24 protein-coding genes and 2 pseudogenes are annotated in these 23241 nt (G+C 71.3%); 16 read left to right on the plus strand and 10 right to left on the minus strand.

The genetic code is table 11. The features are described from left to right. Positions 1-391 precede the first annotated feature (391 nt). Positions 392-787: a DUF302 domain-containing protein gene (locus OG594_RS36660; RefSeq protein WP_266444684.1), complete on the minus strand. Its 396-nt coding sequence runs from the start codon at positions 785-787 to the stop codon at positions 392-394. Between the two features lie 151 nt (positions 788-938). Here OG594_RS36660 and OG594_RS36665 point away from each other — a divergent pair, with 151 nt between their 5' ends. The 6 genes from OG594_RS36665 (at position 939) to OG594_RS36690 (ending at position 4757) form a co-directional block, all read left to right on the plus strand. Continuing rightward, positions 939-2306 carry a rhodanese-like domain-containing protein gene (locus tag OG594_RS36665; RefSeq protein WP_266606727.1) on the plus strand — a complete coding sequence of 456 codons (1368 nt, stop codon included), beginning with the start codon at positions 939-941 and terminating at the stop codon, positions 2304-2306. A gap of 39 nt (positions 2307-2345) precedes the next feature. Then, the gene (locus OG594_RS36670; RefSeq protein WP_266444689.1) at positions 2346-2705 is read left to right on the plus strand and encodes a rhodanese-like domain-containing protein; all 360 of its coding nucleotides are present in this window, start codon (positions 2346-2348) and stop codon (positions 2703-2705) included. Further along, entirely contained in the window at positions 2702-3448 is a 747-nt protein-coding gene (locus OG594_RS36675; RefSeq protein ID WP_266444692.1) for a sulfite exporter TauE/SafE family protein, read from the plus strand. Before OG594_RS36670 ends, OG594_RS36675 begins: the two co-directional genes overlap by 4 nt. A gap of 94 nt (positions 3449-3542) precedes the next feature. Further along, positions 3543-4115, plus strand: coding sequence for a rhodanese-like domain-containing protein (locus OG594_RS36680; RefSeq protein ID WP_266606728.1), 573 nt, complete (start codon positions 3543-3545; stop codon positions 4113-4115). 65 nt (positions 4116-4180) lie between these two features. Then, positions 4181-4447 carry a metal-sensitive transcriptional regulator gene (locus tag OG594_RS36685; RefSeq protein ID WP_266606729.1) on the plus strand — a complete coding sequence of 89 codons (267 nt, stop codon included), beginning with the start codon at positions 4181-4183 and terminating at the stop codon, positions 4445-4447. 118 nt (positions 4448-4565) lie between these two features. After that, positions 4566-4757, plus strand: coding sequence for a hypothetical protein (locus tag OG594_RS36690; RefSeq protein ID WP_266606730.1), 192 nt, complete (start codon positions 4566-4568; stop codon positions 4755-4757). Between the two features lie 143 nt (positions 4758-4900). Here the strand turns inward: OG594_RS36690 and OG594_RS36695 are convergent. The 5 genes and pseudogenes from OG594_RS36695 to OG594_RS36715 form a co-directional block, all read right to left on the minus strand. Next, positions 4901-5065 (minus strand): annotated as a pseudogene (locus OG594_RS36695) (N-acetyltransferase family protein); the annotation flags it as partial. Positions 5066-5350: 285 nt separating this feature from the next. Beyond that, positions 5351-6142 carry a hypothetical protein gene (locus tag OG594_RS36700; RefSeq protein ID WP_266606731.1) on the minus strand — a complete coding sequence of 264 codons (792 nt, stop codon included), beginning with the start codon at positions 6140-6142 and terminating at the stop codon, positions 5351-5353. A gap of 308 nt (positions 6143-6450) precedes the next feature. Then, positions 6451-7182, minus strand: coding sequence for a hypothetical protein (locus OG594_RS36705; RefSeq protein WP_266606732.1), 732 nt, complete (start codon positions 7180-7182; stop codon positions 6451-6453). Between the two features lie 604 nt (positions 7183-7786). Next, positions 7787-8233 carry a hypothetical protein gene (locus tag OG594_RS36710; RefSeq protein WP_266606733.1) on the minus strand — a complete coding sequence of 149 codons (447 nt, stop codon included), beginning with the start codon at positions 8231-8233 and terminating at the stop codon, positions 7787-7789. A gap of 154 nt (positions 8234-8387) precedes the next feature. After that, positions 8388-9128 carry an IclR family transcriptional regulator gene (locus OG594_RS36715; protein WP_266606734.1) on the minus strand — a complete coding sequence of 247 codons (741 nt, stop codon included), beginning with the start codon at positions 9126-9128 and terminating at the stop codon, positions 8388-8390. Positions 9129-9577: 449 nt separating this feature from the next. Between OG594_RS36715 and OG594_RS36720 the strand changes: the two genes are divergently transcribed. From OG594_RS36720 to OG594_RS36735, 4 genes are all read left to right on the plus strand, one after another. Then, positions 9578-10993: a phenylacetate--CoA ligase family protein gene (locus OG594_RS36720; RefSeq protein ID WP_266606735.1), complete on the plus strand. Its 1416-nt coding sequence runs from the start codon at positions 9578-9580 to the stop codon at positions 10991-10993. Continuing rightward, a complete protein-coding gene (locus OG594_RS36725) occupies positions 10990-11925 on the plus strand; it encodes a hypothetical protein (protein WP_266606736.1) in 936 nt (311 codons plus the stop codon). Before OG594_RS36720 ends, OG594_RS36725 begins: the two co-directional genes overlap by 4 nt. 123 nt (positions 11926-12048) lie before the next feature. Further along, a complete protein-coding gene (locus tag OG594_RS36730; RefSeq protein ID WP_266606737.1) occupies positions 12049-13647 on the plus strand; it encodes a phospholipase D-like domain-containing protein in 1599 nt (532 codons plus the stop codon). A gap of 143 nt (positions 13648-13790) precedes the next feature. Then, complete coding sequence (locus OG594_RS36735) at positions 13791-15236, plus strand: glyceraldehyde-3-phosphate dehydrogenase (RefSeq protein ID WP_266606738.1); 1446 nt, start codon at positions 13791-13793, stop codon at positions 15234-15236. Positions 15237-15251: 15 nt separating this feature from the next. Here OG594_RS36735 and OG594_RS36740 read toward each other — a convergent pair whose 3' ends face one another. After that, the gene (locus tag OG594_RS36740; RefSeq protein WP_266606739.1) at positions 15252-15557 is read right to left on the minus strand and encodes a hypothetical protein; all 306 of its coding nucleotides are present in this window, start codon (positions 15555-15557) and stop codon (positions 15252-15254) included. Between the two features lie 54 nt (positions 15558-15611). Between OG594_RS36740 and OG594_RS36745 the strand changes: the two are divergent. After that, a pseudogene (locus tag OG594_RS36745) lies at positions 15612-15722 on the plus strand (transcriptional regulator); the annotation flags it as partial. 42 nt (positions 15723-15764) lie between these two features. Here OG594_RS36745 and OG594_RS36750 read toward each other — a convergent pair. From OG594_RS36750 to OG594_RS36760, 3 genes are all read right to left on the minus strand, one after another. Next, positions 15765-16955, minus strand: coding sequence for an MFS transporter (locus tag OG594_RS36750; RefSeq protein WP_266606740.1), 1191 nt, complete (start codon positions 16953-16955; stop codon positions 15765-15767). Positions 16956-17012: 57 nt separating this feature from the next. Further along, positions 17013-18026, minus strand: coding sequence for an NUDIX hydrolase (locus OG594_RS36755; RefSeq protein WP_266606741.1), 1014 nt, complete (start codon positions 18024-18026; stop codon positions 17013-17015). A 123-nt stretch (positions 18027-18149) separates the two neighbouring features. Continuing rightward, positions 18150-18773: a LysE/ArgO family amino acid transporter gene (locus OG594_RS36760; RefSeq protein ID WP_266606742.1), complete on the minus strand. Its 624-nt coding sequence runs from the start codon at positions 18771-18773 to the stop codon at positions 18150-18152. Between the two features lie 69 nt (positions 18774-18842). Here OG594_RS36760 and OG594_RS36765 point away from each other — a divergent pair, with 69 nt between their 5' ends. From OG594_RS36765 to OG594_RS36785, 5 genes are all read left to right on the plus strand, one after another. Continuing rightward, positions 18843-19751 carry a LysR family transcriptional regulator ArgP gene (locus OG594_RS36765; RefSeq protein WP_266608746.1) on the plus strand — a complete coding sequence of 303 codons (909 nt, stop codon included), beginning with the start codon at positions 18843-18845 and terminating at the stop codon, positions 19749-19751. A 66-nt stretch (positions 19752-19817) separates the two neighbouring features. Then, positions 19818-20210, plus strand: coding sequence for a molybdopterin-binding protein (locus OG594_RS36770; protein WP_266606743.1), 393 nt, complete (start codon positions 19818-19820; stop codon positions 20208-20210). A gap of 104 nt (positions 20211-20314) precedes the next feature. Next, positions 20315-21397 (plus strand): magnesium/cobalt transporter CorA, encoded by a 1083-nt coding sequence (gene corA, locus OG594_RS36775; RefSeq protein ID WP_266606744.1) that lies wholly within the window; start codon positions 20315-20317, stop codon positions 21395-21397. Positions 21398-21527: 130 nt separating this feature from the next. Continuing rightward, positions 21528-22343 (plus strand): chitosanase, encoded by an 816-nt coding sequence (locus tag OG594_RS36780; RefSeq protein WP_266608748.1) that lies wholly within the window; start codon positions 21528-21530, stop codon positions 22341-22343. A 414-nt stretch (positions 22344-22757) separates the two neighbouring features. Then, a complete protein-coding gene (locus OG594_RS36785; RefSeq protein WP_266606745.1) occupies positions 22758-23111 on the plus strand; it encodes a DUF805 domain-containing protein in 354 nt (117 codons plus the stop codon). Positions 23112-23241: the final 130 nt, after the last annotated feature.

The raw sequence follows: 23241 nt of genomic DNA on the forward strand, positions 1-23241 counted from the left end.
CCGCTGTGGGGCTGCCAGACGCCACGCCTCATCACGAAAGGTGATCAGGCGCCGGCGACCCGAGTCAGGCTGAGCCAGCCGCCCGGCACACCGGCGTCGTCGACGTCATGGAGGCCCTGCGCGCGTTCGTCGAGCGGACCCGCACACCGACGAAAGGGCCCGCGCCTCCGGGACACGTGCGTGAGCAACCGAGAAGAAGCATGCAGCGAAGACGCGCGTCACCGGCTCTTCCGGAACCTCCCGTTCCCAGTCTTTCGGTCGCTCACGAAGGCCGGGTCGGCGAGAGTCCGGCCCCGCTGCTCCGGATCGATGCGGTGCGCGGCACAAGAGGCGGGCGATGGCAGCCATGACGACTGACACTGCAGAAGTGGTACTCGTTGCCTGACCGCGGTCATCCGGTGGTTTCCAGGGTGCTGAGGGCGGCGTCGAGACGGCGGGTGGCCTCCTCGGCGACGGGCTGGAGGGCGGGCAGGCCGGTGAGAGTGACCATGACGCCGGGGTCCAGGGCCTGGACGGCGGTGCGTTCGCCGTCGGTGCGAACCACGACGTTGCAGGGCAGGAGGAGGCCGATGGTGCGGTCGGCATCCAGGGCCTGGCGGGCGAGCGGCGGGTTGCAGGCACCGAGGATCAGGTAGTCCTCCATGTCGTGCCCGAGCTTGGCCTTCAGGGTGGCGGTGACGTCGATCTCAGTAAGGATGCCGAAGCCCTGCACGGCAAGGGCCTCGCGGACTGCGGAAACGGTCGTGGTGAAGTCGGCATCGAGGTGGACGGTCCGGTCGTAGCGCATGGCGTCATCCCTGTCCGGGGTGTGTGGCGGGCGGCGGGTAGCCGTCCGGTGCGAGCGGGTTCCCTAGGCCGCCAAAAATACCCCCAGGGGTACCCGTGCTAGGCTCGAAATATACCCCCGGGGGTAAATGCCAGCCGAAAGGAGCAACCACGTGTTCTTCATCGACACCATCGAGACCGAGGGCCTGGGAAACCGCAGCTACCTGGCGGGCGGCGCGGACACCGCAGTGGTGGTGGACCCTCCCCGCGACATCGACCGTGTCCTGGCGGCGGCTGCCGCGCGGGGCGTGCGCATCTCGCACGTGGCGGAGACCCATGTCCACAACGACTACGTCACCGGCGGCCTGGACCTGGCCCGCATCACCGGCGCCGCCTACCTCGTGCCCGCTGCCGCCCGCGTCTCCTTCGCCCGCACACCGGTCGCCGACGGCAACACGGTGAGTGTGGACGAGGGCATCACCCTGCGGGCGATGGCCACACCCGGACACACCCCGCACCACACCTCCTACGTCCTGGACGAACGGGGGACGGCGGCCGCGGTGTTCACCGGCGGGTCGCTGCTGATCGGCTCGGTCGGTCGCCCTGACCTGGTCGAGCCGAGGCTGACCGAACAGCTGGCCCGCGCCCAGCACGCATCCGCGCACCGGCTGGCCGCCGAGCTCCCCGACGAGACGCCGGTGCTGCCCACCCACGGGTTCGGCAGCTTCTGCTCCTCCTCCCAGCCCGAGGGCGACGCCACCACGATCGGCAAGGAGAAGGAGGGCAACGACGCCCTGGTCAAGGACGTCGACTCCTTCGTCGCCGCCCTGCTGGCAGGCCTGGAGGACGTGCCCGCCTACTACGCCCACATGGGCCCGGCCAACTCCGAAGGCCCCACCCCGGTGGACCTGACCGCACCCCCGCTGGCCGACGCCGCCGACATCGCCGAGCGCCTGGCCGCCGGGGAGTGGGTGGTGGACCTGCGCAACCGGATCGCTTTCGCCGAAGGCCACATCGCCGGCTCGTTCAACTTCGAGGCGGAAGGCAAGATCGCCACCTACCTGGCCTGGATGATCCCCTGGGGCAAGCCCGTCACCCTCCTCGCGGAGTCACCCGCCCAGCTCGCCGCCGCCCGGCGCGAACTGGTCCGCGTCGGCATCGACCGCCCGGCCGCGGCCGCCACCGGCACCGTCCGCGACTGGGTACCCGACGGCCACGCCCTGCGCTCCTTTCCCCGAGCCACCTTCGCCGACCTCGCCGCCCAGGACCCCCGCCCGGATGTGGTCCTCGATGTGAGGCGGGACTCCGAACGCGCCACGGGCTGGATCGAAGGCTCCGTACACATCCCGATCCACCACCTCCACCGCCGCCTGGCCGACGTACCGGCCGGGACGGTGTGGGTGCACTGCGCGGGCGGAATGCGCGCGGGCATTGCCGCCTCCCTGCTGGATGCCGCAGGCCGCGACGTCGTCGCCGTCGACGACTCCTTCGACGCCACAACCGACGCCGGGCTGCCCCTCACCACCGGCACCGGCAGCTGAACCGCTGCCCCCGCCACCCGAGACTCGGAAGGAAACCAGATGCCTCTCCTCCGCCGCGGCACCGCTCGCGTCACCCCCGACCAGGCCCACCAGCGCACCACCGACGGTGACGCCGTCCTCCTCGACGTGCGCGAGCAGGCCGAGTGGAATGCCGGCCACGCCCCCGGCGCCGTGCATGTGCCGCTCTCCCGGCTGGTCACCGGCACCGGCCTGCCCGCCACGGCCCAGGGCCGGCCGCTGTTGGTGATCTGCCGCTCCGGGCACCGCTCCCAGCAGGCCGCCAGACTCTTGGCCGGGCGCGGAGCCGAGGCCGTCGACGTCAAGGGCGGTATGCAGGCCTGGGCATCAGCCGGGCTACCGGTCGTCGACGCAGAAGGAAGCAGCGGCCGGATAGCGTGAGCGCCCTCATCCTCGCCCTCATCGCTGGGGCCGTCATCGGCCTGGCCCTCGGGGCGCTCGGGGGCGGCGGCAGTGTCCTGGCCGTCCCCGCCCTGATTTACCTCCTCGGCTTCACCCCGGCCGCCGCCACCACCGCCTCGCTGATCATCGTCACCGCCACCTCCGCGACCGCCCTCTACACCCACGCCACCTCGGGCAACGTCCGCTGGAAGACCGGCGCGCTGTTCGCGGCCGCCGGAATCGTGCCCGCGATCGCTGCGGGCACCCTGGCCGCACGCCTGCCCGAGGAGGTGCTGACCGCCGCGTTCGCCGCGATCGCGGCCCTCGCAGCCCTCAGGATGTTCAAGCTCGCCGACCCCCACCAGCAGGCCAGGCCCGTCAGGCCCACCCGGGCCGCCGGTGCGGGTGCCGGACTCGGCGCGGTCACCGGCCTCCTCGGGGTCGGCGGAGGCTTCCTCGCCGTCCCCGCCCTCGTCTCCGTCCTCGGACTGCACATGCGCGCCGCGGTCGGCACCAGCCTGCTGGTCATCACCGTCAACTCCCTCGCCGCGCTCGCCGCCCGCGCCGGCACCAACACGCCCCTGCACTGGGCGGTCATCGCTCCCTTCGCCGGAGCCGCGATCCTCGGAGCGTGGGACGGCAAACGCCTCGCCTCCAAAATCTCCGGTCCCACCCTTCAGCGGATCTTCGCGCTCGTGCTCCTGGCCGTCGCCGCCCTCATGCTCATCGACGCCCTCCGCTGACCCTCCCGCCCGCGACCCGCAACGGCGCCCCACCGCCAGTCGATAACGAGGTGTCCGTAACCGGGCACCAGACAAAAAGGATGGAACACCGCTCATGACCACCCCCCGCGCCCTCAACACCGACCAGGCCCGCACCCGCCTGCACGAACTGATCGTCCTGGACGTCCGCACCCCCGGCGAATACGCCACCGGCCACCTTCCCGGCGCCCTCAACATCCCCCTCGACCACCTCGACCATGCCCTCCCCGACATCCGCCACGCAGCCCAGCGCGGCAACCTCCTCGTCGTCTGCGCCTCCGGCGCACGCTCCGAGAACGCTTGCCACACCCTCGCCGCCCACGGCATCACCACCGCCACCCTCACCGGCGGCACAACAGCCTGGGCAGCGGACGGCCACACCCTCCACCACCCCGACAGCGCCCGACGCACCGCCTGGAACATGGAACGCCAAGTCCGACTCACCGCCGGCGCCGTCGTCCTGACCGGCCTCGCGCTGGGCCGCCTGCACCCCGCCTTCCGCCTCGCTTCCGCGGGCGTCGCCGGCGGCCTGGTCTACGCCGCCCTCACCAACACCTGCGGCATGGCCTCCCTCCTCGCCAAACTCCCCCACAACCGTCCCCACCAGGGCGACCTCGACGCAACCCTCGCCGCCCTCCGGGCCGGCTGACCACCCCCGCCCGATACCCCCTGGGGTACCATGGTTTGAGAGCGCACAAAGCCAGGAGGCAACCGGTGAAAGTCGACGACGACGCAGTCAACTCAGTCCTCAACCGCCTGCGCCGCGCCCAAGGACAGCTCGCCGGCGTCATCGCCATGATCGAAGCCGGCCGCGACTGCAAGGACGTTGTCACGCAGCTTGCCGCAGTCTCCAAGGCCCTGGACCGCGCCGGCTTCAAAATCGTCGCCAGCGGCATGCGCCAGTGCATGACCGAAGCCGACCAGGGTCAGGCCCCCATGACCGAGGCAGAACTCGAAAAGCTCTTCCTCGCACTCGCCTGACGCCCACGCAGAACGGCCCGGCCCCCATCAGGAGCCGGGCCGTCCGCATACCCGCACCGGCCGGCGCCATGAGCCCCCGCGGTGAGACGCCCACGCCAGACTCGGTACTGTGCGCACGGTGACCAGAAAGACGAAGACGCAGGCCGAAGACAGTGATGACCGCGGATTGTCGGTGCGGGCGTTCACCGCGCTCATGCTGGGCGCCCTTGCCGTCGTAGGGGCGCTCGCCCTGCTGGGTGGCTGGGCCGGACTGATCGGCATCGTGGTCACCGCCGTCGTCCTCATCGGCTTCGCGGCCTCCCGCATGTAGAGCGCACAAATGCCCGCTGGAAGCGAGGGCGCGAGGTGATCCCAGTACCGGTTCGGCGGCTCGGCCGACCGACTGCGGCCGGGCGCCGACTGTTGCTGTAGCCGTCGCCCGGCGAGGACGAGAGCGAGTTGTAGGGGCGCCAGTCAGGTGACGGTAGGGATGTGGCGCTCCGCGAGGACGACGTCCCGCCACTGGCCCTGGTGGCAACCGATGCTCTCTCGAGTGCCGACGATCCGGAAGCCGGCCCGGGCGTGGAGGGCGTGGCTGGCGGTGTTCTCGGGGAAGATGACGGACTGGACGGTCCAGATCATGGTGATCGTGGCGGCCAGGTGCCTCAGGTCGTGAACCGTCACCCGCGGTACACCGGCAGCACGAGCTGGCGTCCAGGGCTGCCGGACGGGCTACGAGTTCCTTGGCGCGGTTGAGGACACTGGCCTAAGGTCCGGCATTGTGCGTGGTGACCTGGTGCTCTCGCCGTTCACCTACGCCGATGACATGCAGACCTATAGCCCCCGCGGAGGCCGGCCCAGCTTCGAAGGCGTGGAAGGTGGCCAGGGGGAGGCCGTGCGTGGTCAAGGTCGACGGAACCCTGGTCAAGCTGCCCGTCGCCCTCCGGGCTGATCTTTGGCCCACCACAGGAATGCGGCGGCGTGCTGTCGGTTGGCGAAGCCCTCGCCGGCGAGGTCGAGAAGGAGGTCGTTGCTCCACAGGATGAGCCGGCCGCGGGTCCAGTTCACCGACTCGGGGGACGGCAGCTCCAGGCCGTAGACCATCCGCGCGATCTCGCGTTTGCCGCCGGCCTCGGTCGTGTATTTCAGGATCGTCAGGAAGCGGTCGGGGTACGTCACGCAGAGGACCCTCGTGAGGAGGGCTTCCTTGAAGCCGGTCATGGCGAACGGCTTGGTGCCGGACAGCAGGTGCTCGAGCCGGTCTTCGAGCGGCAGGTCGGAAGGTCCGTGCAGGAGGTACTCGATCGTCTGGCGGGTCGCCTCCCCAGCCGCGGTGTCGCCCATGTCGTTCCACGCGGAGTTGAAGGTGGCCTGATTGCCGGGGCGGGCTCCGACTTCGGAGTTGGCGAAGTCCTTGAGGGTTCTGGGGTCGCAGGTCCACAGCCCGTCGGGGGAGAAGATCTGCTGGTACTTCGACCAGTAGGCCGCCACGTCGGGGTCGAGGGCCGGTTTGACAGCGAGGTACTGCTCCTTCAGCCGGGTCACGCGCTCCAACTGCTCACGATCGACATCCTCGGCGTTCGGGAAACGGGTCTTGAGGTCTTGGAAGGAGCGGAGCGGGTCCCTATGCGGGACGGTGGGCTCCCTGTGCTCCCATTCGTAACCGCACCGGTGCTTCACGAGCCGACGTCCGCCGTCGAACGTGCGGACCACCACGATGTCCTCATCGTCGCTGCACAGTGGACACATGGCCAATGTCATGGCAACCCCCGCTTCGTCGGTGCTTGTGCCTCACTTCGCGCCAATGCGCTCTCCGGCCAAGAGCCGCATTCTCGCATTCAGACAGGGCAGGCGGGGTGCGGTCTCCGGCATGCCGGCGGATCTCGACTTCACTGGCCTGGAGGGCAACTCCGCGCCGCAACGCCTGGTGTCCGGTTCGTGCAACGAGGTGGCAGCGTATGGCGCGTGGGCTTCGGAGGACACCTTGGTGGCGAAGCGGAAACCGCCGCGGTACCCGGCACCGATCAGTCGGTCAGCCGGCACACCCGGTCGTCATCCGTCACCTCGTAGACGTCGATGTGCAGGAGCTGTCGGATGTGGGCCGGGACGCGTGCGGCGGCCTTGAGGGAGGAGGACGGCACGACGAGGGCGTAGCGCGTGTGCGGGTCCTGGCTCGCCATGCGGCGCAGCAGTTGGCCATAGGCGATGTCGGCGTCGATGCCTTTCTCACTGGTGCGGCCCTTGGCCTCGCAGATCAGCCGTTCCGAGCCGCGTACGGCTTCGAGGTCGGTCCACCGGTCCGTGGGATCGATGGGTGTCCAGCCTTCGGCCAGTAGCCAGGTGCGGAAGGTGTCGGTGACCCGGTCCTCGTCGCTGGAGCGGGCCAGGATCTTCTTCAGTGCCGCCAGGTCGGCCGCTTCGTTGCGGCGCAGTCGTCCGCGGCCGTCCGCATTCAGGTCGGCGGGGCGGATGAGGACCAGGCGCAGCCCGTGCGCGGGGATCTGCTCATCGCGCCGGGCGTCGTACAGGGCGCGCTGCTCGCCGCGGTGGACACCGCTGACGGTGAGGCGGTTCGGCTTGTCAAAGTGGGCATCGGCTGGTCGTGCTGCAGTTCGCGGTACTCGACCACCAGCTGATGGCCCGGCCAGTAGGCGTCGACCGGCAGTTGGACTCGTCGGCCGCCTGATCCGGGATCTCCGAGCAGCCAGTCGAACCTGTGCTGCGGCAGGGCGTTCTCCCCGAGGATCCGCTCGCACAACCCAACGACGTACGCTTCATCGCTGCCATCTCTCGTTGCCATGACCGGGCATCCTGCCACCACCCATGGACCAGCAGCACCGGGCTGGCGAACCCAGAGCCTCGCCGCGCAGAAGACCGGCAACGAGAAAGAGGCCGACTTGGCGGTCAACGCCCTGGCCCAGTCCGGTTCCCGAGCGAACGGCCGGGTCGGCGGAGGGCACTCCCGTCAGTTGAGGCGGAGGGCCTGGCGACCATCGAGCGCCTGGGGCGACTCCTGGCGTTGGCGTGAGATCGGCAGCGACCTGCGGCGTCGAGCCGAACTGAAGCGGGCCCGAGGGCCAGGTGGCGTCCCCTGGGGACCAGTTGGGGACCAGCGCCCACGTCGATGGGCGCACAGCATGTACGTATGCGCACGCTGTGCACCCTGAGATTGTGCTGTATGTCCGGATTTTTTCTCCGGCCCATCGATCTGGGGGTCAAGGGGTCGCAGGTTCAAATCCTGTCGTCCCGACTCGTGAGAGTCGTAGGTCGAAGGGCCGCTTCGGAGCAATCCGAAGCGGCCCTTCGATCGTTTTTCGACCTCCCCGGGGTTGTTCCTGCCGAGGTCAGGCGGTCGTGCGGTCAGGTGGTCATGCTCGCATCGGCCTCCCGTTGCATGCCCGCGCACAGCGCCCAGACCACGAACAGGTTGACGGCGATCAGGATCACGGCCCACCACGGGTAGTACGGCAGCCACAGGAAGTTGGCGATCGCGCCGAGGCCGGCGATGGCCACGCCGAAGAAGCGCGCCCACAGGGCTCCGGTGAACACGGCGCAGCCGGCGAGGACGAGGGCGATGCCCAGGATCAGGTGGACCCAGCCCCAGCCCGTCACGCTCCACTCGAACACGTAGTGCCGCGTTACGACGATCAGGTCGTCCCTGGCGAGGGCCGCGATCCCTTCGAAGATCGCCATGGCACCCGCGAAGACCATCAGGGCGCCTGCTGTGATGGTCGTACCCGATGTGGGTGCAGTCCAGGCGCTGGGCTGCGATTGGCTGGTCCGGGCGCTGCCGGCGTCACTGGCCATGTCGGTCTCCTCGGTGGCAGAGCCGACCCGGCGCGCCGGAGTCGGCGTTCCCCCGATTCAGCGTGGCACGGTCACCCTCCGTCGGCACTCCGGCCGCAGGAGGGGGCCGTTCCGGAAGGATCCGGAACGGCCCCCCGGCCCGCCGGGGCGAGCGCTAGTGCGGACCGGCGAGGACGGGGTGCGGGGCCCGGGGACCCGCAGGGTGGGCGGGCCACTCGCGGTGCGCCCGGGCCCCGGTGGCCGGCCGTCGGGACAGGTTGGCGCTGATCATCGCCGCCGCCCGGGCCACGGACTCGCCCAGCGGGGCGATCTGCTTGGCGTCCGGGCTGGTCGCCGCCACGGCGGCGACCACCTGTCCGGACGCGGAGAGTACCGGCGCCGCCACGCACGAGAGCGAGCTCACGCACTCCCCGTACTGGAAGGCCAGTCCCCGCTCCCTGGCCTGCGCGACCCCACGGGCCCAGGAGGCCGCCGTCCGCCCCTCGGGCGGCTCCGCCTCGGGGGCGGAGGTCGCCAGGATCAGCTCGGCCGCGCTCCCGGGCGGCAGTACGACGCCGGGTCTCAGCGGGAAGACGTCGTCCGTCTCGCCGCGCAGACCCGCGACGACGATCGTCTGTCCCGCCTCCGCGACCGACAGGCTGAGGGTCAGCCCGCCGTTCGCCGAGGCGAGCTCACGCAGCGGCCGGGCCGATGCCGCGCGCAGCATCCGCGCCGGGTGCCATGCCTGCCCCAAGCGGAAGGCCCTCGCCCCGAGCCGGTAGCGGCCGGAGCGGCTCTGTACCGCACCCAGTGCCACCAGCTGCCCCAGCAGCCGGTGGGCGGTGGCCTTCGGTAGTTCCGCATCCGCCGCCAGGCGGGTCAGCCCGACTTCCTCGCCCTCCGCTAGCACCTCCATTAACGCGAACGCCCCTTCCAGTACGCCCCGCCCCTCTGTGCCGGATCTGGCCATGGGCGGTCCCCCTTCCACGCCTGGCTCCATCGGTCGGACGGAACCAGAACTCCCCGTTCGTACCGGATCGTTGGAGGTGTCGGTGGTGCCTTCCCCCGTTCACCGGTCCGTTGAATGGACCAGATCATTGTCCGTGAGGTCCGATCGCGCCATTGTCTTCTCGTCCAAGTGACGGAACGTTACGGCGACTTCGGAGGAGCCTGAGGGACCGTCCGCCCGGAACGATCAAGGAGGATCCGATGAGCGCGATCAAGACGAGCGCCAAGCAGTTCAAGTACGTCATGGGCGCCATGACGGCGGTCTTCTTCGCCAACTGTTCCGCCAGCTGACGAAGGAGTGAGGGGTGGGGGCGGCGCGTCGCTCCCACCCCTCCGCCACACCCCAGGGAGGTACGAGTGCTCGAGACCGGTGTCCGTCAGGTACGGGTGGCCATGGCGATGGTGTTCGGCCGGCGGCTGAACGTACGGGCCGTCGAGCGACTGGTCGCCGACGCCCTCCTCACCTTGGAGGAGTTCGGCTCGCTGGGCGACGACGTCGACGAACTGGCCGACGGACCGTTCGCCGATCCCGACGAACGCCGGGACCTCCAGGACCGCGCGCTCCGGCGGACCGTACGCAGACTCGCCGGGCGCTCCCCCTTCTACCGGGAGCGGCTCGCCGGCATCGACCTCGACGGCGTGAGCGCCGCGACGCTCACCGCGATCCCGGTGACCCGCAAGGCCGACCTCATCGAACGCCCCGCCGACTTCCTGTGCGGGACCCCCTACCTGGCGACCCAGACGACCGGAACCACCGGCCGCCCCGTGCAGATCTGGCTCTCCCGCTACGAGATGGAACTGTGGCCCGCGTTGATCGCGCTGTCCCTGGTGCTGCGCGGCGACCTCGGGCCCGGCGACCGGATGCAGATCAACCTCAGCTCCCGGGCGACGGCCGCGGTGCAGGAGGACGTAGAGGTGTGCCGGCTCGCCAACGCCGCGTGCCACGTCGTGGGACAGATCCCGCCGGAGGAGTCCGTCGAGCACCTGCTCGGCCCGGGCGGTGGCGCCCGGCCCACCATCCTCACCGGCAACCCCAGCTACCTCGGCCAGATGGTCACCGCCGCCCGGCGACGCGGCTACGGACCCGAGGACTTCGCGCTGCGCGCGATCTACGCCGGCGGGGAGATGCTCTCGCGGCGCCTGTCGGACGCCCTGCGCGAGACCTTCGGCGCCCCGACCGTCGGCGACGCCTTCGGCATGACCGAACTGCTGCCGGTCAGCGGCCGCACCTGTAGCGCACGGCACCTCCACATCGACCCCAACATGGGCTACACCGAGGTGCTCGACCTGACGACCGGCGAGCCCGCCGCCCCCGGCCGGCTCGGCGAACTGACGGTCACCCCCTACTTCCCCTACCGGGAGTGCATGCCGGTCCTGCGCTACAACACCGGTGACGTGGTCCGCACCCTGGAGGGCGCAGCGGACTGCGAACTGGCGGCCGTGCCCGCCGTCTCCCACATCCTCGGCAAGGCGGGCACACTGCACCGCACCATCGACGGCATCGTGACCCCGCGCGACGTCCTGGAGGCGCTGGACGGCACGCCCGGCCTGCCGTTCCCGCTGCGCCACCGGGCGGAGGTCGGGGTCGACGGCCGGCTCCACGTGGAGGTCGCCTCCAAGGAGGTCACCGAGGCGGAGGTGGCCGAGCGGCTGCGGGCCCAAGGCGTCGACGCCCGCGTCACGGTCCTCCCGGTGGACGAGGAGGAGGCCGCGCGCCTCTTCCCCCTCCGCTGCGACCTGTCGGAGCACACCTTCACCCGGAGCCACGCATGAGCGTCTTCTTCCAGCTCGCGGTCACCGTCGTCCTGGCGGTCGGGGTGTGCGCCGGGGCGATCGCCTACTTCCGTGCCGTCCGCACGCCGAGGCCGCCCGTCGGCGTCTTCAACGGCAGCGACATCTTCATGATGATGGGCTTCGTCCTGGCGCTGCCGTACATCTACCTGGCGCTGCCCGGAGCGGTCCTTCCGGTGGTGCTCGCCCTCGTCTTCGCGGGCGGGCTGTCGGTCGGCTACCAGCCCCTGATCGGCAACGGCCGGCTGCGCTGGGCGCTGATCGCCGTCCTGATCGCGAGCGTGCTCGGCTGCCACCTGGCCTTCGGCGAGACCGCGCCGCCGTACTGGGTGGCGAACAGCGCCGTCGTCGCGCTGATCGTCGTTTCCGCCACGAACCTCAACGTGCAGGGCGGCATGCGGCTGAAGAACGTCGCGTGGTTCCTGCTCGCGCTCGCCGCGTACGACGCCTTCTTCGCCTGGGTCGTACCGCTGACCCAGCAGCTGTCCGACGCGGTCCAGGGGTATCCGTACGCCCCCGCCGCGGGCCTGCGCATCGGCGAGGAGCTGGGGGCGGTGGTCGGCATGGGCGACCTGCTGGCGTACGCCCTGTTCACCACCACCGCCTACAAGGCGTACGGAAAGCGGGGGTTGCGGACAGGGACCGTGCTGGTCACCCTCTTCGGTGCGGTGGCCCCGGTCGCCACGCTGCACGTCCTCGCCGCGGCCACCGATCAGGCGCCGACCCTCATCCCGGCCCAGGTGTTCTTCGGCCCGGCGGCCTTCCTCGGCTACCGCTACCTGCGCCGCAGCGGTCCGGAGCGACGGATGGCCGATGTGGTCTTCCGCGGGACGCGCGGGGTGCGCGGGGTGCGCGGGGGAGCCGTCCCGCAGCCGCCGGCCGGCCGCGGTGCGTCCGTCGAACCCGTGGCATGAGGGCGCCGCGCCGTCCCGGGGGCTAGCCTGGAACTGCGGTGCACCGGCGCGATCGGAGGACCAGATGACCGCCGTCACTCCTGGTAGCGCGCGGCCGCGGAGCCGGTAGAGCCGGCCGCTGCCGTGACACCCGCCGACTGGCTCCTGCTCCCCGCTGAACGGGGCAACCGGGCGACGCGCCTGGACCGGCGCCGCCCCGACGGCGCGGCCTGGTCCACGGGCAACCACGTACGGCCCCTGGTCCACGGAGCCGTCTACTTCGCGGAGCTCCTGGCGGCCGTCCGCGCGATGGGTCCGGGCGATCTGCTGCTGTTCACCGACTGGCGGGGCGATCCCGACGAGCGGCTCGACGGACCCGGCACGGAGGTCGGCTCCGTCCTGTGCCGGGCGGCCGAGCGCGGCGTCCTCGTCAAGGGCCTGCTGTGGCGCTCCCACCTGGACGGTCTTCACTTCAGCCAAGAAGAGAACCTCCGCTTCGGCCAGGAGATCGCGCGGGCCGGCGGTGAGTGCCTGCTCGACATGAGGGTGCGGCCCGGCGGCTCCCACCACCAGAAGCTGGTGGTGCTGCGCCACCGCGACCGCCCGGAGCTGGACGTCGCCTACGTCGGCGGGATCGACCTCTGTCGCAACCGCAACGACGACGCCTCGCACCGAGGCGACCGCCAGTCGCTGCCCCTGGCCGCCGCCTACGGGCCGCACCCGCCCTGGCACGACGTCCAGCTCGCCCTGCGCGGACCGGTCGTCGGTGACGTCGAGGCCGTCTTCCGCGAGCGGTGGGAGGACCCGGCTCCGCTCAGCCGGAGCCCGCTCACCCGCCTGCGGGAGCGGATGCACCGGGAGGACGTCAGTGCCGACCGGCTGCCACCGCAGACCCCCGATCCGCAGCCCTGCGGCACGCACACCGTCCAACTGCTGCGGACCTATCCGAACCGCCTGCTGTACGGCTACCCCTTCGCCCCCGACGGCGAGCGCAGCATCGCCCGCGGGTACACCAAGGCGCTGCGCCGGGCCCGGGCGCTGATCTACCTGGAGGACCAGTACCTGTGGTCCCCCCGGGTGGTGGACGGCTTCGCCCGGGCGTTGGCCGGGCACTCGGGGCTCCGGCTGATCGGGGTCGTCCCCACCGTGCCGGAGCAGGCCGGCCGGCTCACGCTGCCCATGAACCTGATCGGACGGATCAACGCCCTGGAGGAACTGCGCCGGGCCGGCGGCGACCGGGTCGCGGTGTACGGGCTGGAGAACCGGGCGGGAACACCGGTCTACGTCCACGCCAAGGTGTGCGTGATCGACGACGTGTGGGCCTCGGTCGGCTCCGACAACATCAACCTCCGTTCGTGGACGCACGATTCGGAGCTCGGCTGCGCCGTGTACGACGAGCGCCCGGACCGAAGGCGGCCGGCCGACCCGGGAGGTCTCGGGGACGGCGCACGCGCTTTCGCCCGGGAGCTGCGGCTGGAACTCATGCGCGAGCACACCGGGGCCGGGGCGGCGGACGGGCTGTGCGACCCGGTGTCCGCCTTCGCCGCCTTCGCCGCGAGCGCGCGGGCCCTGGACGCCTGGTACGAGAGCGGCCGCCCCGGTCCCCGGCCGCCCGGCCGGCTGCGCCGGTACGCGTCCCCGGACCTGTCCGTGACGCAGCGGATCCTCGCCGCCCCGCTGCACCACCTGCTCGTCGACCCGGACGGCCGCCCGCTCGGGATGCGGCTCCGCCGCAGGTTCTGAGACGCGTTCTCGCGGCAAACCATTGAAAAAACGTACAAATTGATGTCACATAGTGCCCGTTCCCGACACGGTGGGTACCGCTTAAGTGACCAAAATGGCGGCGGGTTAGCATATGAGCACCGCCTAGCTCGAAAGATAATCCTGTGACTGTCAATGAGGACTCGTTCACCAGCTGGAAGAACCGCGAGGAGATCGCGGAGTCGATGATCCCGATCATCGGGAAGCTGCACAGGGAGCGGGACGTCACGATCCTGCTCCACAGCCGCTCCCTGGTGAACAAGTCGGTGGTCAGCATCCTCAAGACCCACCGATTCGCCCGGCAGATCGATGGTGAGGAGCTCTCGGTCACCGAGACGCTGCCGTTCCTGCAGGTGCTCACCACGCTCGATCTCGGTCCGTCCCAGATCGACATCGGCATGCTCGCCGCGGACTACAAGAGCGACGACCGCGGCCTCTCGGTCGCCGAGTTCACCGCCGAGGCCGTCGCCGGGGCCACCGGCACGAACAAGATCGAGCGCAGCGAGGGCCGCGACGTCGTCCTGTACGGCTTCGGCCGCATCGGCCGCCTCGTCGCCCGCCTGCTCATCGAGAAGGCCGGCTCCGGCAACGGCCTGCGCCTGCGCGCCATCGTCGTCCGTCAGGGCGGTGACCAGGACATCGTCAAGCGCGCCTCGCTGCTGCGCCGCGACTCGATCCACGGCCAGTTCCAGGGCACGATCACCGTCGACGAGGCGAGCAGCACGATCATCGCCAACGGCAACGCCATCAAGGTGATCTACGCGAACGACCCGTCCGAGGTGGACTACACCGAGCACGGCATCAAGGACGCCATCCTCATCGACAACACGGGCAAGTGGCGCGACCGCGAGGGTCTGTCCAAGCACCTGCGCCCCGGCATCGACAAGGTCGTGCTGACCGCCCCGGGCAAGGGCGACGTCCCGAACATCGTCCACGGCGTCAACCACGACACCATCAAGCCGGACGAGCAGATCCTGTCCTGCGCCTCCTGCACCACCAACGCGATCGTCCCGCCGCTCAAGGCCATGGACGACGAGTACGGTGTCCTGCGCGGTCACGTGGAGACCGTCCACTCGTTCACGAACGACCAGAACCTGCTGGACAACTACCACAAGGCCGACCGTCGTGGCCGCTCCGCGCCGCTGAACATGGTCATCACCGAGACCGGCGCCGCCTCCGCCGTCGCCAAGGCGCTGCCCGACCTCAAGGCGCCGATCACCGGCAGCTCGATCCGCGTCCCCGTCCCGGACGTCTCGATCGCCATCCTGAGCCTGCGCCTGGGCCGTGAGACCACCCGCGACGAGGTCCTCGACTACCTCCGCGACGTCTCGCTGCACTCGCCGCTCAAGCGCCAGATCGACTTCACCACGGCGCCCGACGCGGTCTCCATGGACTTCGTCGGCTCGCGCCACGCCTCGATCGTCGACGCGGGCGCCACCAAGGTGGACGGCGACAACGCCATCCTCTACCTCTGGTACGACAACGAGTTCGGCTACTCCTGCCAGGTCATCCGTGTGGTCCAGCACGTGTCCGGCGTCGAGTACCCGACCTACCCGGTTCCGGCGGTCTGATCCGTCGCACCACCGTCACACCGTTCGACCGGCTGAACCGACAGGCGGGGCGGCGGTGGGCGGGCCACCGATGCCGACCGGCACCGGGACGCCCCGCCCATCGCCCCCCGCCTGTCGTGCGTCGCGCCCGCGCCCGTGCTCGTGCGGCGCCAGGCGGTGCCGGCCCAGGGCGATCACGGCGCACAGGACCACGAGCGCGCACACGCCCTGCCAGCCGGCCCGGCCGTAGATCCGTACGCCCAGCCAGGACCCGCCGCTGCCGCCCAGGTAGGCGCAGGTCATGTACGCGGTGTTGAGCCGGCTGCGGGCATCGGGCCGCACGGCTACACCCGGGCCAGGTTGGCGACCGTGCCGGACTGCATCGAGACGTCGAGCAGCGTGCTCTACGCCACCGGCCTCCTCTCCCGGGCGCGCGACGGACGGCAGGTCCTCTACCGCCGCAGCCCGCTCGGCGACGAGCTGAGCGGCCGGGGCCGGCCGGAGTGACCCGCGGCCGCCGTACGGGGCCCCGCCGACGCGCGTGCGCGCTCAGGCGCGCGCCCGCACGGGCCGGCGCAGCAGGTAGCCGGCCGCGGCCGTGACCAGGACGGCCATGCAGGTGATGAACACCAGCCCGGCACCCTCCAGACCGATCGGGCCCGCCAGCAACCCCACCCCGATCACCGGCAGCGAGATGCCCGTGTACGCCACCACGAACAGCATCGAGATCACCGCCGCGCGCCGGTCCGGCGGCGAGGCCGCGGCCACCGCGGCCAGCGCCCCGCGGAACGCCAGGCCCTGCCCGGCCCCGCCGACGACGGCGCTCGCCACCACCAGGGCCAACAGGTCCCACCACAGCGCGCCCGCGAGCAGCGCCAGCCCGGCGAGCAGCCCGGCGCAGCCCAGGGGCAGCGACCGGCCCACCCCGACCCGCCCGACGGCCAATTGCCCGGCGGTCGAGGCGAAGAAGGCCAGGGCGACGATCAGCCCGCTCACCGCGTGGTTGTGCACGTCCAGGGACTGTGCGAGGAAGGCGGGGCTGACCGAGGTGAACACCCCGAACAGCGCGAAGCCCACGAAGGAGGCGATCGCCGCGGGCACGAACACCGACCGCACCTGCGGCGGCAGGCCGGGCCGCTGCGGCCGTACGGTCCGCAGCGGCTGCCGGTCGCGCACGGTCTCGGGGAGCCGCGCCAGGACCGCGGCCGAGACGGCCACCAGCACGAGGTGCACGGCGAACGGCAGGTACAGCGGCCAGGCGGCGTACTGCGCGAGCACTCCGGCGAGCAGCGGGCCGCAGCCCAGCCCGCCCATGTTGGCGGCCGTCGCCACGAACGTGGCCCGCGTGGCGCCGCCGCTCGGCGCCAGTTCCATCACGTAGGCCGTGGCGGCCCCGGTGAACAGCCCGGCGGACAGTCCCGACAGCAGCCGGCCCGCGTACAGCCAGCCCATGCCGGTGGCGGACAGGAAACAGACGGCGCTGGCCGCCGAGAAGGCGAGGCCGGCCAGCAGCACCGGCCGCCTGCCGACGGTGTCCGAGGCGTTGCCCGCCAGCAGCAGCACGCCGATCACCCCGAAGGCGTACACGGCGTACACGACGGTCACCACCAGCTCGGAGAACCCGAACTTCTCCTGGTAGAGCCCGTACAGGGGGGTGGGCAGCGTGGTGCCCGCCATGCACACGGCGAACACCGCCCCGCCGAGCAAGCACTGGCGCCACCGTCGGCGATCACCGTCCATGCCGCCGACGGTAACCCTGCTGCCGCGGCCCGGCGCGGCGGCGGCCGGGCCCCCCGGTCAGGGGCGGCCCGCGTGGAGTTCCAGCGGGCCGGCGCCGGTGGCGCGGGCGGTCAGGCAGGCGGTGATCTGGCGCCGCAGGGAGGGCTTGACCAGGCCGGGGAGTTCCTCGGGGGTGACGGTGCGCCACTGGAGCAGCTCGGCGCGGTCCAGCCGGATCCGGGCGAGGGCGGGGGCGTCGAGGACGCCGCCGTCGTAGAGGAAGCGGATGCGGGCCGGACGGCCGGGCTTGTGGGACCAGTTGACGGCGAGCAGCCGGCCCGGGGCGAGGTCGAGGCCGAGTTCCTCGTGGACCTCCCGCCGGGCGGCGGCGCGCGGGATCTCGCCGAGGTCGCTGTCGATGCCGCCGCCGGGCAGGTTCCAGCGGTCGGACCTGCCGTACGCGGGCTGCACCAGCAGGACCCGGCCGTCGGAGCCGGTGAACAGCACGCTCGCCGCGGTCACCGCCTTGGGGCGGCTGGCCCGGTGGCTGGCCGGGTCGAGGGCGCCCGAGTGCTCCAGGGCCACGCGCCGGGCCGGATCCAGACCGGCCGGGGAGCCCGGCTGCGGCACCCCGTCGACGAGGTGGGCGAAGGAGCCGGTGTGCAGGGCGGCCAGCGCGGCGCGCAGCCGGGGCGCGACACGGGCGGGCAGCAGCGCGCAGGCCGCCTCCGGCGGGAGCCAGCGCGCCTCGGCCCTCTCCCCGACGGGGAAGGAGATCGCCGCGGCCTGCGACGCCGGGAGCGGGCCGACGAGGTGGACGTGCACGACCAGGGAGCGGCCGGGCCTGCCGGGCGGGCCGGGCGGGCCCGGCGGCCGGGAGTCCACCGCCAGCAGCCGACCGGCCGGCCGCGCGAGGTTCAGCCCTTCCCGCAGCGCCCGGGCGAGCCCTTCCTCCGGGGTCTCGGTGGGACGGACCGCGCCGCCCGGCAGCTGCGGGTCCGTTCGGCCCGGGGTGGTCAGTACGAGGACCCGCCCGCGCGCGTCGAGGACGACCCCGGTGACGGTCACGAGGGGGGAGGGACGGTCGGGCACGGCGGGCTCCTGTGGATCGGGTCGGCGGCCACCAGCACTGTGCCCCGGCCACGGCGGGCGCCCGGCGCGGCCATGCGGCCCAGGCGTCTTGTCCGCCAGGCCGGGCTGACCGGCACGACACCCCTAGGCGCGGGCCAGCAGCAGGCCGCCCATGGTGACCATGGTCGCAGCGACGAGCCCGTCCAGGACCCGCCAGGCGGCCGGGCGGGCGAGCAGGCCGCTCAGCAGCCGGGCTCCGTAGCCCAGACCGGCGAACCAGGTCAGGCTGGCCAGCACGGCCCCGATGGCGAAGGCCCAGCGCAGGTCGCCGCGGTCGGCGGCGAGGGAGCCGAGGAGCAGCACGGTGTCCAGGTAGACGTGCGGGTTGAGCCAGGTCATGGCCAGGGCGGTCAGCACGGCTCCGCGGGCGGACCTGCTCGTCGCCCCGTCCGTGGTGAGGGCGGCGCCGGGGGCGGGCCGCAGCACCCGGCGGGCGGCCAGGACCCCGTAGCAGATCAGGAACCCGCCCCCGGCCAGCCCGACGATCGTCAGGGCGGCCGGCCAGGCGGTGACGAAGGCGCCGACGCCGGCGACGCCGAGGGTGATGAGGACCGCGTCGGAGACGGCGCAGATGGCGACCACGGCGAGGACCGCGTGGCGGCGCGCGCCCTGGCGCAGGACGAAGGCGTTCTGCGCGCCGATGGCGACGATGAGGGAGAGTCCGCTGCCGAAGCCGGCCAGGGCGGCGGTGACGATGCCGTAGTTCATGACGTTGACGGTAGGCAGCGCGGTCAGTTCAGTACAGCTAAAGATTTTTACGTACCATTAGCACTTGTGATGGACGAGCTTCCGCTGGACCAGGTACGCACGCTGCTCGCCGTGGTGGACGAGGGCACCTTCGACGCGGCGGCGGCCGCCCTGCACGTGACCCCCTCCGCGGTCAGCCAACGGGTCAAGGCGCTGGAGCAGCGGACCGGGCGGGTGCTGCTGATGCGGACGAAGCCGGTGCGGGCGACCGAATCCGGGGAGGTGGTGGTCCGCTTTGCCCGGCAGCTGGCCCGCCTGGAGCGCGACGCGCGGGCCGAGCTGGGCATGGCCGACGGGATGGGCCTCGTGCGGCTGCCGATCGCGGTGAACGCGGACTCCCTCGCGACCTGGTTCCTGCCCGCGCTCGCACGGGTGCCGCAGGACCCACCGGTCTGCATCGAGCTCCACCGCGAGGACGAGTCCCATACGACGGCGCTGTTGCGGGAGGGGCAGGTGATGGCGGCGGTGACCTCCTCGCCCGACCCGGTGGCCGGGTGCAGCGTACGGATGCTGGGACTGGTCCGGTACCTGCCGACGGCGAGCCCGGCGTTCGCGGCCCGGTACCTGACGGGGGAGCCGGAGCGGGACCTGCGCGAGGCACCGACGATCGTCTTCGACCGGAAGGACGACCTCCAGGACGCCTTCGTCCGCGCGCTGACGGGGGACCCGGCGGCCGGTGCGGGGCCGGTACGGCACTACATACCGACGTCGGAGGGGTTCCGTGACGCGGTGGTCGCGGGGCTGGGGTGGGGTCTGGTGCCGGAGCAGCAGTCGAGATCGCTGGTGCGGACGGGGCAGCTGGTGCTGCTGGAGCCGTTGCGGCCGATGGACGTCCCCCTGTACTGGCAGCAGTGGAGGCTCGACTCGCCCGCGCTGTCGATGGTCGCGGAAGTGATCGCGGCGGCCGCCCGGGAGTCGCTCCGGCACCCGGCGCCCTGACCGGTCCGGCCGGGCCGGGCTCCCCGATCCGGTTCGACCGACACGACACCCCCTAAGCTGCGCCCCATGGAGTCCTACACGATCGGCCAGGCGGCCCGGTTGCTCGGCGTCAGCGTCGACACGGCCCGGCGCTGGGCGGATGCCGACCGGTTCCCCACCCGCCGCGAGGGCACGCGGCGGATGGTGGACGGGCCCGACCTGGCCGCCTTCTGCGTCGAGGCCGCGCAGGAGGGCGCCGAGGGCGAGGAGGCCCCGTACACCTCGGCCCGCAACGCCTTCCCCGGCATCGTCACTGGGGTGAAGCTGGGCACGGTCGACGCGCAGGTGGAGATCCAGGCCGGGCCGCACCGGATCGTGTCGCTGCTGACGCGGGAGGCGGTGGAGGAGCTCGGACTGGAGGTGGGCGCGCGGGCCACGGCACGGGTGAAGTCGACCAGCGTGTTCATCGACCGGATCTGACGCGGGCGGCGGAGTTCCGCCGGGGCGGTGAGCCCGGACGCAGGCGTTCCGGTGGCGATGGCAGACTGGCCGTTGATCCGCCGAAGGGGAGTACGCCGTTGTCCATGTTCAGCAACCTGCGCCGGGTCGTGCGGCGCAGCTACCGGCGGGCCGTCGACCTCAGCCACCCGGCCCGCTCCCCGCTCGGCAGCGCGGTGGTCAACTGCGTGGTCTACCGGGACGGCGTACGGCAGGACGACTGCGCCGAGGTCGAGGAGGCGCTGCGCCGGGTCCGCAAGACGGGTGACGGCTTCGTCTGGATCGGCCTGCACGAGCCGACGCGGTCGGAGCTGGCCGGGCTGGCCGAGCTGTTCGGACTGCACCCCCTCGCCGTCGAGGACGCCGTCAACGCGCACCAGCGTCCCAAGGTGGAGCGCTACGACGACACGCTGTTCTCCGTCTTCAAGACCGTGCGCTACGTGGAGCACGAGGAGCTGACCGCGACCAGCGAGGTGGTGGAGACCGGCGAGCTGATGGCCTTCACCGGCCAGGACTTCATCGTCACCATCCGGCACGGCGGCCGTGGCACGTTGGGCCCGGTCCGCGAGGAGCTCGAGCGCGCCCCGGACCAACTGGCCAACGGGCCCGCGGCCGTTCTGCATGCGATGGCCGACCACGTGGTCGACGACTACGCGGCCGTGACGGACGCGGTGCAGAACGACATCGACGCCGTCGAGACCGCGGTGTTCAGCGAGGACGGCGGCCGCGGCGACGCGGGGCGGATCTACCAGCTCAAGCGCGAACTCCTGGAACTGCGGCGGGCGGTGGCGCCGCTGAGCCGCCCGCTCCAGCAGCTAGCCACGCAGCCGATACCGGTCATCCCGCCCGAGACCCGCGCGTACTTCCGGAACGTGGCGGACCACCTGACCCGGGCCACGGAACAGATCGGCGCCTACGACAACCTCCTCGACTCCATCCTTCAGGCCCACTTGGCGCAGGTGACCGTCGCCCAGAACGAGGACATGCGCAAGATCACGGCGTGGGCGGCGATCGTCGCCGTCCCGACCATGGTCTGCGGGGTGTACGGCATGAACTTCGACCACATGCCCGAACTGCACTGGACCTACGGCTACCCGCTGGTCCTCGGCGTCATGGTGCTCGCCTGCTTCGTCATCCACCGGGGCTTCAGGCGTAACGGCTGGCTCTGACCGGACGGGTCCATTCCTTGGGGCGCGCCCGGGTATTGAGCTGCCGTCAGCTCTGGTAGTAAAGTTTCCTAACGAAGCTGGGATGCCTCAACTACCAGATGGAGGCCTTGTGTTCACCCCCCGCCGCAAGATGCTGGCGATCGGAGCACTGCTCGGCAGTGCACTGATCGCCGCCCCCGTCGCCGCCCACGCCACCACGGCTCCCGCCCCCACGGCGGAGACCGCGGCGGCAGCGGCCGTAGGACTCGACGATCCGGCGAAGAAGGAGATCGCCATGAAGATCGTCTCCAGTGCGGAGAACTCCTCGCTGGACTGGAAGGCTCAGTACAAGTACATCGAGGACATAGACGACGGCCGCGGTTACACGGCCGGCATCATCGGATTCTGTTCCGGCACCGGCGACATGCTCGACCTCGTCGAGCACTACACGCAGATCAAGCCGGGCAACGTCCTCGCCAAGTACCTCCCCGCCCTGCGCAAGGTCGACGGCAGCGACTCGCACGCCGGCCTCGATCCGAACTTCACCAAGGACTGGGCGAAGGCGGCCCAGGACGCCGACTTCCGCAAGGCCCAGGACCACGAGCGCGACCGGGTTTACTTCAACCCGTCCGTGAACCAGGGCAAGGCCGACGGCGTCGGCGTACTGGGCCAGTTCATCTACTACGACGCCATCGTCATGCACGGCGACGGCGGCGACTCCACCAGCTTCCGCAACATCCGCAAGCGCGCCCTGTCCAAGGCCAAGCCCCCGTCCCAGGGCGGCAACGAGACCGCTTACCTCAACGCCTTCCTCGACGCCCGGGTCTGGGCGATGAAGCAGGAGGAGGCGCACAGCGACACCAGCCGGGTCGACACCGCGCAGCGGGTCTTCCTGAAGAAGGGCAATCTGAACCTCAATACGCCGCTCGCCTGGAAGGTCTACGGGGACTCCTTCCACATCGGCTGACGGCCGATCCGCCGTTGCGACCCGGGTCGGAATATCGCGTTCTGTCCCGGGCCGCGACGGCTCAGGCTGCGGTGAGGTAACGATCCGTGAGTGGATCAAGCCAAATTCCGCGGGTCGGATGCATGAACATGTCAGGCATTGAGGGCTTTTCGCCGCCCCCAGGCGACCCCGCGCCCCCGAGCGGGGCCTCTTTTCCTCCTGAACGCGGCCCATTTCGCCACGCCTTGTGGTCAAAGACGATCCGTGGGGCTCAAGTAGCGCCAGATTCCATCGTGTTTGACCTGAGAAGCGAAGGAAAGTTCCCATTCCGGCCGGTTGCGAAGTGGCTTGACCGCGACGTAAGGGGGGCATAAGTTCTGCCCCGGCTTGCTCCAGCAGGACGGGCCGAACACACCGTCCTCTGGGGGGACCCTCATGAACCACTACACCGATGTCCTGAAGAAGTACGCCGTCTTCTCCGGCCGCGCGCGCCGCCAGGAGTACTGGATGTTCTTCCTCTTCAACCTGGCCGCCGCCATCATCCTGCTGGTCCTCGACGGCGTGCTGGGCACCTACCCGCTGCTCTACAGCCTCTACGTGCTCGCCATCCTCCTGCCGGCCCTGGGCCTCACCATCCGCCGCCTGCACGACACCGGCAAGTCCGGCTGGTGGATCTTCATCATCCTGGTGCCCGTCGTCGGTTTCATCTGGTTCATCGTCCTGCTGGCCACCGCGGGCCAGACGCAGCAGAACCAGTACGGCCCGGACCCGAAGGCCTACGCCGCCTGATCTGCCGCACGGGCCTGATCAAGGCCTGAATGCCTGAGCGCCGCCCCTGGCCGGGAACAGCCGGGGGCGGCGCTCTCGCCGTTTCCGGGGCCCGCCGGAGCCCGCGTGACACGCGTCTCCCGGACTGGCG

The sequence above is a fragment of the Streptomyces sp. NBC_01214 genome (assembly GCF_026340975.1).
Lineage (GTDB): Bacteria > Actinomycetota > Actinomycetes > Streptomycetales > Streptomycetaceae > Streptomyces.